The sequence below is a fragment of the Aeromonas sp. 75A genome (assembly GCF_051919425.1).
Classification (GTDB): domain Bacteria; phylum Pseudomonadota; class Gammaproteobacteria; order Enterobacterales; family Aeromonadaceae; genus Aeromonas; species Aeromonas veronii.
The window spans coordinates 1,193,897-1,208,967 of record NZ_JBQBES010000002.1; the positions used below are offsets into that span (position 1 = coordinate 1,193,897).

Consider the following 15,071-nt stretch of genomic DNA (forward strand, 5'->3'; position numbering starts at 1 on the left):
TTTCCTTATAGTTTGTTGTTTTTAAACACCGAATATCAATATAACAACCTGATTATACAGGGAGTGTCAAGCCGCACCAGCGCGAGCAAGCACGCGGTCGAGATTGCCAGACTCACCAGATTCCAACCAGGTCACATCGGGCCAGCCGCGCAACCAGGTCATCTGTCGTTTTGCCAATTGGCGTGTGGCAACAATGCCACGATAACGCATCTCATCATACCCCACTTCACCGCACAGGTAGTCCCACATTTGGCGATAACCCACACAGCGAATGGAGGGGAGATCCGGGGTCAGATCGCCGCGCGCCATCAGCGCACGAACCTCCTGTTCAAAGCCACCTTGCAGCATCTTGTCAAAGCGCTGTTCGATCCGCTGATGCAGCACGGCGCGATCGCTCGGGGCGATGGCAAACTGCTGCACCCGATAGGGTAAGCCCTCCCCCTGCACCTGCGTCAGTTCGGTAAGGGTCTTGCCGCTGATGCGGTAGACCTCCAGCGCCCGGGAGAGCCGCTGCGGGTCATTGGGGTGGATCCGCGCCCCGGCCACCGGGTCGATGCGTACCAGCTCATCGTGCAGCGCCTGCCAACCGAGGCGGGCTGCCTCTTCCTCAATCCCGGCACGAACGGCGGGATCGGCGGAGGGCAATGGGGACAATCCCTCCAGCAACGCCTTGAAATAGAGCATGGTGCCGCCTACCAGCAGCGGAATGCGGCCGCAATCGGCGATCTCTTTCATCTCTCGCAGGGCATCCCTGCAAAAATCGGCTGCCGAATAGCTCAAGGCCGGGTCAAGAATGTCGATCAGCCGGTGCGGGGCACGTGCCAGTTCATCGGCGGTGGGCTTGGCCGTACCGATATCCATGCCGCGATAGATCAGCGCCGAATCGACGCTGATGATGTCGCAGGGCAGCGCCTGGCACAGTTCAATGGCGAGATCCGTCTTGCCGGAGGCCGTCGGCCCCATCAGAAAAATTGCGGTCGGCAAGTCACTCGCCATGTTCAAACTCCTCTAGCACGGTCGCCAGCGAAAGGGGGCGCACCATGCGAATGTCTGCCAGTTGGTCACTGAAATCAGTCACAAGTTCCGTCAGCAGACGACTGGCAGTTGAAAAATCGTATATCTTCTCGCGGCTTATCCCCTGCTCCACCAGCCATTGGCATAATACTTCAGCCTGCTGACCAGCATCACTGTCAGATCCGCCCTCGATAATTTGCAGCAATTCGGGTAACAGACGCACCAGATCGGTCTGGCGCAGCAGAGCCGGCACCCGAGTCAGGATCATGGTGTCACGCCCCCCGCTTTTCAACTCCAGCCCCATCCGTTTCAGCAAACGTTCCTGCTCGGTCACCAGCGCGATCAGATTCTTCGGCAATTTGAAGGAGACCGGCAGCAACAGTGGCTGGGCCGCCAGTCCCTGGCCCCAGGTCTCCAGCAGCCAGTGGCGCAGCAGTACCCGCTCGGCGCGCACCAGCGATAGCAGCGCCAGCTGATTATCCCGCTCGATCAACAGGTAGGCCTGATCCACCAGTGTCAGGGCGCGACATCCCCCCTGTTTGGGTGACGGCACTGTGTCGGTGGACTGTGCGGGAGCAGCCTCAGCCGCAGTTGCGATAGGCAGCGTAGTGAGCAGAGCGCCCATGCCGCGCATCGCCTCCCGGCTTGGGGGCTCGGGCGGTTGATAATTGCTGGCTCGGCCAGCCCCACCGCCCCCCTCACGCACCTGTGCAGGTGCCCGGTAGCTGTGCTCGGCACCGTACCACTCCGGGCGTGGCGCCTGACCGGGATATTCAATCTGCGGACTGACCGGCAACTCGACCAGGGTTTCGGCCAGCGGCGCGTCCTGATGAACGGCGCTGACTCCTTCGCGGCGCAGCGCAGTAAACAGCGCCTGAAAGATAAAGTCGTGGATCAGTCGCGCCTGATGGAAGCGCACCTCATGCTTGGCCGGGTGGACGTTGACATCCACCTGACGGGGATCCAGCTCGATATAGAGCACATAAGCGGCGAAGCGATCGGGAGGCAGCAACTCGTCATAGGCCTGACGAATGGCGTGGTTGATGAGCTTGTCGCGCATCATCCGGCCGTTGACATAGGTGTATTGCAGATCGTTTTGTGGTCTTGCCCCCTCCGGAGTCGCCAACCAGCCCCACAACCGCACGTCGCTGTGTTCGCTCTCCACCGCCAGCGCATGGTGCATGAAGGGGGTTCCGCAAACGGCGGCGAGGCGACGCTCCTGCTCCGGCACGGTATTGGCGGCCTTGTACTGGCGCACCACCTTGCCATTGTGGCGCAGGATCAGGGTGGCATCGAAGCGGGAGAGCGCGATGCGGCGCACCAGCTCGTCGATATGGGCAAACTCGGTCTTTTCACTGCGCATGAACTTGCGACGCGCGGGGGTATTGAAGAAGAGGTCCACTACCTCCACCGTGGTGCCCACCGGATGGGCCGCCGGCTTGATGGTGACGCTCATCTCCCGCCCTTCTGCCTGGGCTTGCCAGGCTTCGGACTGCTCGGCGGTACGGGAGGTGAAGGTGAGACGGGAGACCGAGCTGATTGAGGCGAGCGCCTCGCCACGAAAACCGAGGCTGTTGATCCCTTCCAGATCGTCCAGCGTGGCCACCTTGGAGGTCGCATGACGCGACAGCGCCAGCACCAGCTCATCTTTGGCGACGCCACAGCCGTTGTCACGGATGCGGATCAGCTTGGCGCCCCCCTTGTCGATGTCGATCTCGACCCTGTCGGCCCCCGCATCCAGGCTGTTCTCCACCAGCTCTTTCACCACAGAAGAGGGCCGCTCCACCACCTCTCCGGCTGCAATCTGGTTAGCCAGAATGGGTGGCAAAATACGGATCGGCATCATTTACTCCTGAATTTCTATCTTGCGGATGGTCAGTCTCTTAAGGCTCCAGGAGGGCCGCACCACCACCTCTCCACCAACCGGAATCTGGTTAGCCAGGATAGGGGGCAATATACGGATCGGCATCACTTGCTCCTGAATTTCAATCTTGCTGATGGTATTCGCTAACAACGGGAGCGGCATAACCCGCTCCCGCGCGTCAGTTTTGCGGAATGTAGAGCACCTGCCCTACCTGAATATTCCGCGACTTGAGCTTGTTGATCTCTACCAGCCGTGCCTGACTCACCCCATGTTTCTCGGCAAGGCGGGAGAGACTCTCCCCCCGCTTGACCACATGGCGGATCATCTGCGACTTGTCGTCACTACGAACGGGAGCAGCAGCGCGGCTCTGCCCCTGCTGGGGAATATAGATAGTCTGACCAATCTGAATATCCCGGCTGCGCAGCTGGTTGATCTCCACCAGAGTGGACTGACTCACTCCATGCTTCTCGGCAAGGCGAGAGAGGCTCTCGCCCCGTTTGACCACATGGCGGAGCATCCGCGATTTGTCATAGTCGCCCACACTGCTGACCGGTGCACCGCTATCCTGCGCTGCCGCCGAGTAAGGCTTGATCACCCCGGCGCCGGAACCGCTCCCAGTACCGCCGTCGCGGGCAGTGGCGGGCATCTTGTTGGTCACTACCGGCTGCGACTGTGCCTGCCTGGGCTGGCTCACCGGCTGCCGGGCTACCGGTGCAGGGCGAGTAGCAGCAGGTTGGCTCACCTGCCCCTTACCGGTCAGCATGGCCCCCTTGGTCGGGTGGGCGCGGTAGTAGTTGCGGATCCCCTCGAAGATGGCGCGGGCCAGCTGGTCCTGATAGCTGGCGGTGGCCAGTAGCTTCTCCTCCGCATGGTTGGAGATAAAACCGGTCTCCACCAGCACCGAGGGAATATCCGGCGCCTTCAGCACCGCCAGACTGGCGTGCTCCGGCGCCTTCTTGTGCAGTCGGGCAACCTTGCCCATGGAGCGCAGGATCTGGCGGCTGACGTCATACCCTTCGGCACGGGACTTGTCCATGGAGAGGTCGAGGAAGGTCTGCGCCAGATAGGGGTTGGGATCAGATTCCGCCAACACCTTGCCGACACCGCCCAGCAGCTCGCCCTGCTTCTCTTGCTTCTCCAGCCAGCTACCCATCTCGCGGTTGGCACGGTTGGTCGACAAGACCCAGACCGAGGCACCACGCGGAGTCGAGTTATGAAAACTGTCTGCATGGATAGAGACCAGCAGATCAGCCTTGGCCTTGCGGGCAATCTCGGAGCGCTTGTTGAGATCGACGAAGTAGTCGCCACGACGGGTCATCACGGCACGCATCCCCGGCTCGCGGTCGATCAGTGCCGCCAGCTTCTGGGAGACCGCCAGCGTGACCCGTTTTTCATAGGTACGGCGCGGGCCGATGGAGCCCGGGTCTTCTCCGCCGTGGCCCGGGTCGATAGCAATCACCACTCCCTTGCCCTTGCCACCGACGGGCGTGGATTGCACCGCAGCCGCCGAGCGCTTCTCTTCATAAGGCAGGTCGATGACCAGACGGTGGCCATAAGGCCCGGCAGGCACCAGCGGAAAGACCACCGGTTTGATGGCGGAGCTGAGATCCATCACCAGCCGCAGACCCCCCTTCTCCAGCGGAGTGCTCTGGCGGATCTTGCGCACCAGTTCGCTGTTGTTCTCGATCCGGGCCAGATTGGCGGCGTTGCTCGCCCCTTTCAGATCGATTACCAGCCGATCCGGGCCGGTGAGGGTGAAGTAGTTGTAATTGGGGGCGCTGCTCATATCGAGCACCACCCGGGTGTTATCCGGTGATGGCCAGATTCGTACGCTCTTGAGCTGATTCGCCCAAGAGGGTAACGCCATCAAAGAGAGAGCAATAACAAGGATCAAGCGCACGTAGATGACAACCGTTCCAGAATGGCTTCGCCAATAGCAGTGCGGGCCTCTATCAGAACCTCGCGCTGCTCGCCTACATAAGTGAGGGTAATTTCCAGGTCGGGAGCCGGTAACCAGCCCTCGCCCTTCTCGGACCACTCCACCAGACAGAGAGTGTTGGCGGCAAAATAGTCCCGAATGCCCATGAATTCCAGCTCTTCCGGATCAGCCAGGCGATAGAGATCGAAATGGTAGACTTGCCAGCCATCGAGCTCATAGGGTTCGACCAGAGTGTAAGTCGGGCTTTTTACCTTGCCCTGATGGCCAAGGCCCTGCACCCAGCCGCGGGTCAGGGTGGTTTTACCGGCACCAAGCGTGCCATGCAAAAACACTGTGGTCGCCTGCTGGCAGGCCTGTGCCAGACGGCCACCCAGTGCCACGGTTGCTGCCTCGTCCGGCAGTGTCATCATCAACTGTTTTGCCATGTTCTTCTTTTTAACTTGTAATGGTGTCGGGATTAACCAGTTTGCGGATCAGCGGCAGCAGATCTGACGCCAGCATGCCCCGCTCGCCGTCGGCGGCAGCCTGATCTGCAGCCTCGCCGTGGATCACGGCGCCCAGCCAGCTTGCCATGGTGGCAGACCAGCCCTGGGCCAAAAGGGCGGCGATTATACCAGATAACAGATCGCCCATGCCGCCACTTGCCATGCCGGGATTGCCTTCACAACAGAGAGCGACCCGCTCGCCGTCATAAATAAGTGTTCCCGCCCCTTTTAACAACACCACACCGCCATAACGCCGCTGCAGCGCCTGCACGGCGGCAAACCGGTCGGTTTCAATCTCGGCAATGGAGCATCCCAGCAGGCGCGCTGCTTCGCCGGGATGGGGCGTGAGCACCCAATTATCCTGATGGCGGGGAGATTGCGCCAGCCAATTCAATCCATCGGCGTCCAAAACCAGTGGCAGCCGATCGGTGAGATTACGAGCGATTTGCGCGCTTCCCCACTCATCCTGACCAAGCCCGGGGCCAATGACCCGCACCGACGCCCACCCCTCGTCATCTGCGGTAGTGAGACTCATCAGTTCGGGTTGATAGAGGCTGACCGGCGGATGTTCCGGATGCTGACACACCCGCACCAACCCTGCCCCCGCCCGCAGGCAAGCGCGGGCCGCCAGCACGAGGGCCCCCTGCATGCCGCGATTGCCCCCCACCAGCAGTACCTTGCCATAAGAGCCCTTGTGGGAAGCGCGCGGGCGCGGGGTCAACTGCGTGCTCAGCTGCGGATAATCGATACGCCAGGCGGCGGGCAGCATAGTGTCATCAGGCATGACGCCAAGGGGATCACAGTCGAGCTGGCCGACACAATCCACCCCGTCGCCGGTGAGCATCCCCTGCTTGATACAGATAAAGGTGAGGGTGCGAGTGGCCTGCACCACGGCCCCCATGGCACGGCCGGTATCGCCGTTGAGGCCGGAGGGGAGATCCACCGCCAGCACGGGCACAGCAAAGCCATTGATTGTTGCGACGATCTTTGTCAGTAGTGGCGAGAGGGGCGTGTTGACGCCGGTGCCAAGCAGGGCATCGACTACCAGATCCGGGGTGGAGTGCTGGTCCTTATCAAACTGCTCGGCCAGCCAGACCCGGCCACCGGCCGCCAGCCACTCATCGGCGGCCCGTCTGGCATCCCCCTTCAGCTGGTCGGGTGCCCTGGCGGCAATCACCACCACCTCGATGCCAATCTGGCGGGCAAGGCGGGCCAGCACATAGCCATCACCGCCGTTATTACCGGGGCCGACGAAAATCCACCAGCAGCGACTGTCGGGCCAATGCAGGGTGGCATAGGTGTGCAGCGCAGCACCGGCTCGCTCCATCAGGGCATAGAGAGGTTGCCCCTCACGCACGGCCCAGTTGCGCTCCAGTGTGCGGATCTGTTCAGTCTGCCACAGCCCCTGTGGTAAACTGCCGCCCTCTTTTGTGCCCAACGCGCTCCTGATGATCTCTACCATGACGGCTCCCGCCTCTTATCAATCGACCCACGCCAGCAAACACCGGCCAGGCCAAGCCGCATGAGCGCACCTGACTTCCACCAGCTGGCCCACGATATCAAGCTCTGGGCACGGGAGCTAGGATTTGACCAGGCGGGCATCACCGACACCGACCTGCGTATCGAAGAGCCGAGATTGCAGGCCTGGCTGGATGCGGGCTATCACGGCAGCATGGATTACATGGCGCGCCACGGCATGATGCGGGTGCGCCCCCACGAGCTGCTGCCGGGCACGGTGCGGGTGTTGTCGGTGCGGATGAACTACCTGCCGTTCGAGGCGGGTTTTGCCGCCACCCTGCGCGATCCGACCCTCGGCTATATCAGCCGCTATGCCCTCGGCCGTGACTACCACAAGGTGCTGCGCAACCGGCTCAAACAGCTGGGTGATCGCATTGAAGCGCGCTGCGCCGAGCTGTTTCAAGGCACCGAAGATACCTTGGGTGAGTGGCGCCCCTTCGTTGACTCCGCCCCCATCCTCGAGCGGCCGCTGGCAGCCAAGGCGGGCCTCGGCTGGGTTGGCAAACACTCACTGCTGCTCAACGAATCGGCCGGCTCCTTCTTCTTTCTCGGTGAGCTGTTGCTCAACCTGCCGCTGCCGCTCGACCAGCCAGTGGAGAAGGAGCAGTGCGGCAAGTGTGTCGCCTGCATCAACATCTGCCCGACCGGCGCCATTGTCGCCCCCTATGTAGTAGATGGCCGCCGCTGCATCTCCTATCTCACCATAGAGAATGACGGCCCTATTCCGGAAGAGTTTCGCCCCCTGATGGGCAACCGCATCTACGGCTGCGACGACTGCCAGCTTATCTGCCCCTGGAATCGCTACGCCGATGCCAGCCCGGAACCCGACTTCAGCCCCCGCTCCAGTCTGCACCGCCCCCCCCTGCTGGCGCTGTGGTGCTGGAGCGAGAGCGACTTTCTCAAGCAGACCGAAGGGAGCCCGATCCGCCGCATCGGTTACCAGCGCTGGCGCCGCAATCTGGCAGTCGCCCTTGGCAATGGCCCGGCGACCCCCGAGGTGATCGCGGCCCTGCAACTGGGGCTGACCACCGCCGATCCCATGGTGGCCGAACATATCGAATGGGCGCTGGCCACCCTTGCCCGGCGTCAGGATGAAGAGAACAAGAAGACCCGTTTGCTGATCCGCTGCATCGAAAAAGGTCTGTCGGATCACGCATAAGTGATCTGCCCCTTGCCGGATTGCAGCACTTTTTTCATGCTCTGCCGACCTGCAGTGCCCATAACAGCATGGTCACTGCAAACTGGTCGGCACACAACAAGGACAACACAGATGCATATGTTGGGAGTGGATATTGGAGGCTCAGGGATCAAGGGCTGTCTGGTCGATACCAAAACCGGCGAATTGATTGGCGAGCGCCATCGCATTGCCACACCGCAACCGGCTACCCCAGCCGCCATCGCCCATACCCTCAAGGCACTGGTCGAACACTTCGACTGGAAAGGGCCAGTGGGCTGTGGCTTTCCCGCCACCATCCACAACGGGGTTGCCAAGAGTGCCGCCAACATCGACAAGAGCTGGATCGAAACCGACGCCGAGCATCTGTTTGCCGATGTCACCGGCAAGCCCTGCTATGTGCTGAACGATGCCGATGCCGCCGGTCTGGCCGAGATGCGCTTTGGCGCCGGCAAGGATCGCAAGGGGGTCATCATCCTCATCACGGTCGGTACCGGCATCGGCACCGCCATCTTCGTCAACGGCCATCTGCTGCCCAACACCGAGCTGGGCCATCTGATTCTGGAAGGAATGGTCGCCGAGCACTACTGCTCCGACGCAGTGCGCAAGCGTGAGGATCTCTCCTGGGGGCGCTGGGGCAAACGCTTCAACAAATATCTGGCTCGCCTCGAGTTTCTCTTCTCCCCCGACCTCTTCATTCTGGGGGGCGGCAGCGCAGCCAAGCTGGATAAGTTTGTCGATCGCATCGAGACCCGGGCGCCGCTTATTCCGGCGGCCAGCCTCAATCAGGCGGGCATTATCGGGGCCGCGCTCTACGCGGCCGAGCAGCAGGGCTAACCGACGCTCACTGCAAGTCAGCAGATATCAATGGAAAGGGCCCGGCACTGCTGCCGGGCCCTTTTGTTTGGCCGTCATCTTGCGTGTTTGGCGCTTATCACCCGCTACATGTCGTCGAGTCGGTGCACTCCGTGCACCAGTCGGGTCAGGCGGGTCTGCTCCAGCCTGGCCAGATTCTCGAGCAAGGCGGTGGTGGCCGGTGTCGGACACTCCCGGGCCAGATGGCTCAGCTCGCCCACCAGCTGCTCTTCCCAGCGGCATACCTGAGTAACGATATCCTGGGTCTGGACTGATGCCGGCAGCTCGAAGCGGGTAATGGCAGGCAACATATCCTCGCTGAAACTCTGGTTCAGCCAGGTCTCCCTGACCGCCTCTCCCAGCTGAGCGGCATATTCGTGCAAATGGGCACTGGCCGCATCCTCACGCCCTTGCAGATAGACCAGCAACATCCGGCTCCGCTCGCTGTCCACCTGACTGGTCAAACGCCCGTAACAGAGTCCGAGCTGATGGTGAACCTGCTCAAGATAGTGCAGCAACTCTTTGATCTGTTGGAATCTCATCGCACTGCCCTCCATGCTTGTCGACGTCATTAGTATAAAAAAACGGCGCCACCGACCCAATCCCTATCCGAGCCCCCCTTGCGCTGCATCAAGGTTGACGCCGACAAAGTGGCCGCCAGGTGAGCCTGTCACGAATAGGGAACGATTTGTGCAGCAATTTGTGCAACGATGGAGGAACATTAAGCTCGACAGCAGATGTGAACAGAAACGGGCTGGCACACTAATAAAACCAGCATATACCCGATATAAACCATCTTTAATTCGGTTATCTGCCGCAGGGACGAAACAGGATCTGGCAGAGCAACACTACCATCCTGATCGTTATCCGCCTGACAGAAATCCTTATCAGTTTTTTAGACGTCTAGACGTAAAAACATGCGTTGACATGGCCATCCAGACATCTTAGCATCATCCTCCATGATGACAGAGTAACCCAGTGGAACCTCTGCCCAATTTCCCCGCCTGTAGCGCCCTGTGCTTTAAGGCTGTTAGCACGGAAGAATCCATGATTAAGTTGATCGGTCTCAACAAAGTCTACGGTACAGGCAGTGACGCCGTGCACGCCCTGCGTGATGTGAGTCTGCATGTACCCCAAGGCAAAATTTTCGGGGTGATCGGTGCCTCCGGTGCCGGCAAGAGTACCCTCATTCGTTGTGTCAACCTGCTGGAGCGCCCGACAGAGGGTCAAGTCATCGTTGATGGCCAGGATCTGGTCGCCCTGAACGAACGGGATCTGACCCAGGCTCGCCGCCAGATCGGGATGATTTTCCAGCACTTCAACCTGCTTGCCTCCCGCACCGTGTTTGCCAACATCGCCTTTCCGCTGGAGCTGGCAGGCTGGAGCAAAGAGAAGATCCAGCAACGGGTTGCCGAGCTGCTGGCGCTGGTCGGGCTGGAAGCCCGTGCCCAGGCCTATCCGTCCGAGCTTTCCGGCGGTCAGAAACAGCGCGTCGCCATTGCCCGCGCACTGGCACCGGCCCCCAAGGTGCTGCTCTGCGACGAGGCCACCTCGGCCCTCGACCCGCAGACCACCCGCTCGATCCTGACCCTGCTCAAGGAGATCAACGTCAAGCTGGGGCTCACCATCCTGCTCATCACCCACGAGATGGATGTGGTGAAGGGGATCTGTGACGAAGTGGCCATCATCAGCGACGGCCGTCTGATCGAGCAGGGCGAAGTGGCCTGGTTCTTCAGTAATGCCAAAACCCAGCTGGCGCGTGACTTCATCCACTCCACCATCCATCTGGAGGTACCGCAGGAGTATCAGGATCGGATGAGTGCGGAGCGGGTGCCGAGCAGTTACCCGCTGGTGAAGCTCGGCTTTACCGGCAGCACGGTCGATACGCCGCTGATCTCCGAGGCGAGCCGCCGTTTCAATATCGACATCAGCATTCTGAGCGCGGACATCGAGTACGCCGGTGGCGTCAAATTCGGTTTCCTGCTGGCCGAGCTGTTCGGGGATGAAGCCCAATGCGAGGCCACCCAGCAGTTCCTTATCGACAACCACATTCAGCTGGAGGTAATGGGTTATGTCCGAAGCCATGATTAATCTGCTCATCACGGCCCTGGGCGACACCCTGATCATGGTGTTTGCCTCCGCTCTGTTCGGCTGCCTGCTGGGTCTGCCGCTCGGCGTGGCACTGCATGTGACCAAGGCGGGCCAGATCCTGGCCAACCCCTTGCTCAACCGTACTCTGGGCATGGTGGTCAACGTGGGTCGCTCGGTGCCCTTTATCATCCTGCTGGTCGCCATCATTCCGCTAACCCGGCTGATTGTCGGCACCAGTATCGGCACCATCGCCGCCATCGTGCCGCTGACTGTCGGCTGCATCCCCTTCATTGCCCGTCTGGTGGAAGGGGCCCTGATGGAGGTGCCGGACGGCCTGCTGGAAGCGGCCAAGGCGATGGGCGCCAAGCCGCTGCAAATCATCACCAAGGTGCTGCTGCCCGAGGCTCTGCCCGGCATCCTCAACAGTGTCACCATTACCCTCGTCACGCTGGTGAACTACTCGGCCATGGCCGGAGCTATCGGTGGCGGTGGTCTGGGGGATGTGGGTATTCGTTATGGTTATCAGCGCTTTGACCCGACCGTCATGCTGGTGACCGTAGTTATCCTGGTAGTACTGGTTCAACTTATCCAGAGCGCGGGTGAGCGCCTGGTCAACAAATGTGATCATCGTTAATCGTCGATTTCTGACAGGAGGTTTTATGAAATTTGGCATCAAATCCGTTGCTGCTGCCCTGCTGGCTGGTCTGGTTCTGGCCGGTTGCGGTCAAAAAGAAGAGAACAAGGTTCTGAAAGTGGGCGCTATTGCCGGCCCGGAGACCGAACTGGTTGAAGTGGCTGCCAAGGTAGCCAAAGAGAAATACGGTCTGACCGTCGAGGTGGTCAACTTCTCCGACTACGTCACCCCGAACGTGGCGCTGAACGATGGCAGCATCGACGTCAACGCCTTCCAGCACAAACCCTATCTGGATGCGCAGGTGCGTGATCGCGGCTTCAAGCTGGTGCCGGTTGGCAACACCTTCGTCTACCCGATTGCCGGTTACTCGAAGAAGATCAAGGCACTGAGCGAGCTGCAAGATGGCGCCCAGATCGCGGTACCGAACGATCCGACCAACCTGGGTCGCTCCCTGATCCTGCTGGCCAAACAGGGTCTGATCACCCTGAAGGATGGCGCCGGTCTGGAAGCGACCGTGTTGGATATCGCCAGCAACCCGCGCAACTTCAAGATTGTGGAACTGGAAGCAGCACAGCTGCCCCGTTCGCTGGAAGATGTGGATCTCGCTATCATCAACAACACCTTCGCCGGCCAGATTGGTCTGACCCCGACTGAAAACGGCCTGTTTGTTGAGGACAAAGAGTCCCCCTACGTCAACCTGATCGTCGCCCGCGACAACAACAAGGATGACGAGAAGGTTAAACAGTTCGTACAAGCTTTCCAGACCGATGATGTCTACAAGAAAGGTCTCGAGCTGTTCAAAGGCGGCCTGGTAAAAGGTTGGTAATTGCTCACTCGGCAAAAAAGGCCACGCAATGCGTGGCCTTTTTTATTGGCGCCGCTATCATATCCGCGAGCACGGCAACACGAACATACTCATAACATGAAAAAATGGTATCTGGCCTACTGCAAGCCAAAAGAAGAGGCCCGCGCCCGCGCCCACCTCGATGCCCAGGGTATCGAATCCTATTACCCCATGGTGGAGATCGAGAAGCTGCGCCGGGGCAAGCGAGTTCCGGTACGGGAACCCATGTTCCCCAACTATCTGTTTATCTTCGTTGATTTGGAAGAGGTGACACCGGTCACCCTGAAATCGACCCGCGGCATCAGCCGGATCATCCACTTTGGCAGTGAATGGACCCCCATCAGCAGCAAGCTGGTCTATCAGCTGATGAGTCGCGATGACAGCGATGAGGCGAGAGCCAGCTACGCTAACCTGCCCTGCTCGGGCGACAAGGTGCTGATTGAAGAGGGGCCGCTTGCCGGCTTCGAAGCCATCTATATGGAGCCGGATGGGGAGAAACGTGCGATTTTGCTGGTCAGCCTGCTCAACCGGGAGACTACCAGCAGCTTCGACAACCACACCTTCAGACGTCTGGACTAAACCCACGGGCCAGACGGCTCGGTAAATGGCAATAGCAATGGCGGGATGATCCCGCCATCTCATGCATCAAGATCAAAGCGGGCGATGACCGCCTTCAGCTTGCCGGTATCGCCAGCCAGTCTGGCTACGATCTCCTCCCCCTGCTGACTACGCTGACAGGATTGCCGACTGAGCGCGGCAATGTCGTCGACCGTCCCGGATACCTCGGCGGCCACCCGCGACTGCTGCTCGGTTGCCACCGAAATGGCCTCCAGCTGGCCCGACAGCGACTGTACCAGCTGGTTCATGGCACTCAGGGTATCTGTCACCAATCCAACAGCATCCCGGCCTTGCTCTACCAACCGGGTACCGCTGCTGACGGTACTCACCGTCTGGCGAGTCTGCTGGGAGATGGCCGCAATAGTCTGGCTGATCTCGGCGGTTGATTGATGGGTGCGGGTCGCCAGCTGGCGCACCTCGTCGGCCACCACCGCAAAACCGCGCCCCTGCTCGCCTGCCCGCGCCGCTTCTATCGCCGCATTGAGTGCCAGCAGATTGGTCTGCTCGGCTATAGTGGCGATCACCTCGGTGATCTGCCCCACCTGTTCACTCTGATGCTCCAGCAGCCCCATGGCTTCGTTGGCCTGGCCAATCATGGTGGCAATCTGCTGCATGGTATCGCTCATTCGCGTCAGCGCGGCCTCTCCCTGACGGGTCTGCTGCCGCACCTGATGGGCTCCATCCGCCACACCGGCAATGTTGCCAGCCACATCACGAGCACTCACTGACATCTGATCGATAGCCGCCGCCACCGCATCGACCCGCTGATCCTGCTCCGTCAGATCCACCACTATGGCTCTGGTGGTGCTGCCCACATCGAGACAGGCCACCTCGACCTGCCCCACTGCGCCCTGCAACTCCCCGACCAGATGATGTAACTGGGCAGACATCCGGTTGATGGAACCGGTCAACTCTCCCAACTCATCCTGCCCTGTGATTGGCAAGGGCTCGGCCGCCAACCGGCCATCCGCAACCTGCCCCGCCCGGGTCACCAGACAGGCAATGTCACGGGTCAGACGGCGACTAAAGAGCCATGCGACCACCATGCCAAGCACGATGGCGCTGCCGGTAGCCAACAGCAGTGTCTGGTTGATAGCCCTCCCGGCTCCGGTCATCTGCGCCGAAATCTGATCCACCTCGGCACGGGTTTTCCCCACCTGCTGGACCAACTGCTCGCTGAGGCTGGACTGCATCGGCTCGATGTCGGTGGCCATCAGGTAGTTTGCCTGATCCCAATCCGGCGCCTGGCGTTTCTCGATCACCTGCCCCACCAGCTCGGAGAAGGGGGTCGCCATCTCTTCAAACAGCTGCCAGAGGCTCAGCTGGGTGTCGGTAAAGAGCGCGGCTTGCTGCTTAACCTCAGCCACACGCTGCTGATGAAACTGGTAGTAATCCTGATACTTGCTGCGGTATTCGGGGTCGCCGGAGATGAGAAAATCCCGCAGGGCAGAGAGGGCGTTGGCGAGGCTGTTATAGGCATCTCCCACCTGTTTGAGCAGCATGCGGCGATCGCCGGAGAGTTGATCCTGCGGAGTGCCAACTTCTTCATTGGCAAAGGATTGCAACTGATCGAGCGCCGCCTCCGCCAGCGGACCCGCCTCCTGCAGCATCAGGGTGTGAGCGGGCAGATTCTCTTCACTCTGGGCGATGATCCACACCTTCTCCTGATGGCTTTTGAAGGTCTCGAGAGACTTGGCGAGCGCCGGACTGAAGGCCTGATGGGCGATGGCCTGCCAGGCCGACTCCCACTCCTGCTTGAGGCGGGAAGCCTGAGCCGGATCCTTGCCGAGGATCAGATAGCCACGCAAGGCAGAAACGGTGGCAACCAGCGCCTTCTGGCTCGTTTCATCCCGCTGCAGAGCGGGCAGCGCCTGCTCCAGCAGGGTGTGTTGGGCCTGATTGATCTGGGTCAGCCGGTAATAGACCAGCGTGGAGGAGAGCAGGATCAGCAGGTTGATAAAACCGAAGCTGAGCAGCAACTTGCTTGAGATTTTCATGAACATCCTTGTTCAAACGGAGGGATCCAGCCAACAGA

At 60.4% G+C, this 15,071-nt stretch carries 14 protein-coding genes; 6 read left to right on the top strand and 8 right to left on the bottom strand.

What is annotated here, in order from left to right:
* Positions 1-66: 66 nt before the first annotated feature.
* Genes miaA through ACTG2T_RS05400 form a run of 6 tightly spaced genes read right to left on the bottom strand, consistent with a single transcriptional unit; the run spans position 67 to position 6,764 of the window.
* The gene (gene miaA / locus ACTG2T_RS05375) at positions 67-996 is read right to left on the bottom strand and encodes a tRNA (adenosine(37)-N6)-dimethylallyltransferase MiaA (RefSeq protein WP_330125498.1); all 930 of its coding nucleotides are present in this window, start codon (positions 994-996) and stop codon (positions 67-69) included.
* On the bottom strand, positions 986-2,857 hold the full coding sequence (gene mutL, locus ACTG2T_RS05380; RefSeq protein WP_330125528.1) for a DNA mismatch repair endonuclease MutL: 1,872 nt from the start codon (positions 2,855-2,857) through the stop codon (positions 986-988). The genes miaA and mutL overlap by 11 nt, the downstream gene beginning before the upstream one ends.
* A gap of 3 nt (positions 2,858-2,860) precedes the next feature.
* Entirely contained in the window at positions 2,861-3,040 is a 180-nt protein-coding gene (locus ACTG2T_RS05385) for a hypothetical protein (RefSeq protein WP_330125499.1), read from the bottom strand.
* Between the two features lie 16 nt (positions 3,041-3,056).
* A complete protein-coding gene (locus ACTG2T_RS05390) occupies positions 3,057-4,745 on the bottom strand; it encodes an N-acetylmuramoyl-L-alanine amidase (RefSeq protein ID WP_330125500.1) in 1,689 nt (562 codons plus the stop codon).
* 23 nt (positions 4,746-4,768) lie between these two features.
* Complete coding sequence (gene tsaE / locus ACTG2T_RS05395) at positions 4,769-5,242, bottom strand: tRNA (adenosine(37)-N6)-threonylcarbamoyltransferase complex ATPase subunit type 1 TsaE (protein ID WP_005339056.1); 474 nt, start codon at positions 5,240-5,242, stop codon at positions 4,769-4,771.
* A gap of 10 nt (positions 5,243-5,252) precedes the next feature.
* Positions 5,253-6,764 (bottom strand): NAD(P)H-hydrate dehydratase, encoded by a 1,512-nt coding sequence (locus tag ACTG2T_RS05400; RefSeq protein ID WP_330125501.1) that lies wholly within the window; start codon positions 6,762-6,764, stop codon positions 5,253-5,255.
* A gap of 60 nt (positions 6,765-6,824) precedes the next feature.
* Between ACTG2T_RS05400 and queG the strand changes: the two genes are divergently transcribed.
* Positions 6,825-7,979 carry a tRNA epoxyqueuosine(34) reductase QueG gene (gene queG / locus ACTG2T_RS05405; protein ID WP_330125502.1) on the top strand — a complete coding sequence of 385 codons (1,155 nt, stop codon included), beginning with the start codon at positions 6,825-6,827 and terminating at the stop codon, positions 7,977-7,979.
* 111 nt (positions 7,980-8,090) lie between these two features.
* Positions 8,091-8,831, top strand: a complete 741-nt coding sequence (gene ppgK, locus ACTG2T_RS05410) for a polyphosphate--glucose phosphotransferase (protein ID WP_330125503.1) — start codon at positions 8,091-8,093, stop codon at positions 8,829-8,831.
* Between the two features lie 104 nt (positions 8,832-8,935).
* On the opposite strand, the gene ACTG2T_RS05415 is transcribed toward ppgK, so the two are convergent.
* A complete protein-coding gene (locus ACTG2T_RS05415) occupies positions 8,936-9,391 on the bottom strand; it encodes a hypothetical protein (RefSeq protein WP_064338722.1) in 456 nt (151 codons plus the stop codon).
* Between the two features lie 505 nt (positions 9,392-9,896).
* Between ACTG2T_RS05415 and metN the strand changes: the two genes are divergently transcribed.
* From metN to rfaH, 4 genes are all read left to right on the top strand, one after another.
* Positions 9,897-10,940: a methionine ABC transporter ATP-binding protein MetN gene (gene metN / locus ACTG2T_RS05420; RefSeq protein ID WP_330125504.1), complete on the top strand. Its 1,044-nt coding sequence runs from the start codon at positions 9,897-9,899 to the stop codon at positions 10,938-10,940.
* Positions 10,921-11,574: a methionine ABC transporter permease gene (locus tag ACTG2T_RS05425; RefSeq protein WP_005339070.1), complete on the top strand. Its 654-nt coding sequence runs from the start codon at positions 10,921-10,923 to the stop codon at positions 11,572-11,574. Before metN ends, ACTG2T_RS05425 begins: the two co-directional genes overlap by 20 nt.
* 25 nt (positions 11,575-11,599) lie before the next feature.
* The gene (metQ, locus tag ACTG2T_RS05430; RefSeq protein WP_127007865.1) at positions 11,600-12,400 is read left to right on the top strand and encodes a methionine ABC transporter substrate-binding lipoprotein MetQ; all 801 of its coding nucleotides are present in this window, start codon (positions 11,600-11,602) and stop codon (positions 12,398-12,400) included.
* A 96-nt stretch (positions 12,401-12,496) separates the two neighbouring features.
* Entirely contained in the window at positions 12,497-12,997 is a 501-nt protein-coding gene (gene rfaH, locus ACTG2T_RS05435; RefSeq protein ID WP_058057235.1) for a transcription/translation regulatory transformer protein RfaH, read from the top strand.
* Between the two features lie 59 nt (positions 12,998-13,056).
* Here the strand turns inward: rfaH and ACTG2T_RS05440 are convergent, their stop codons facing one another.
* Positions 13,057-15,033, bottom strand: coding sequence for a HAMP domain-containing methyl-accepting chemotaxis protein (locus tag ACTG2T_RS05440; RefSeq protein ID WP_330125505.1), 1,977 nt, complete (start codon positions 15,031-15,033; stop codon positions 13,057-13,059).
* Positions 15,034-15,071 lie beyond the last annotated feature (38 nt).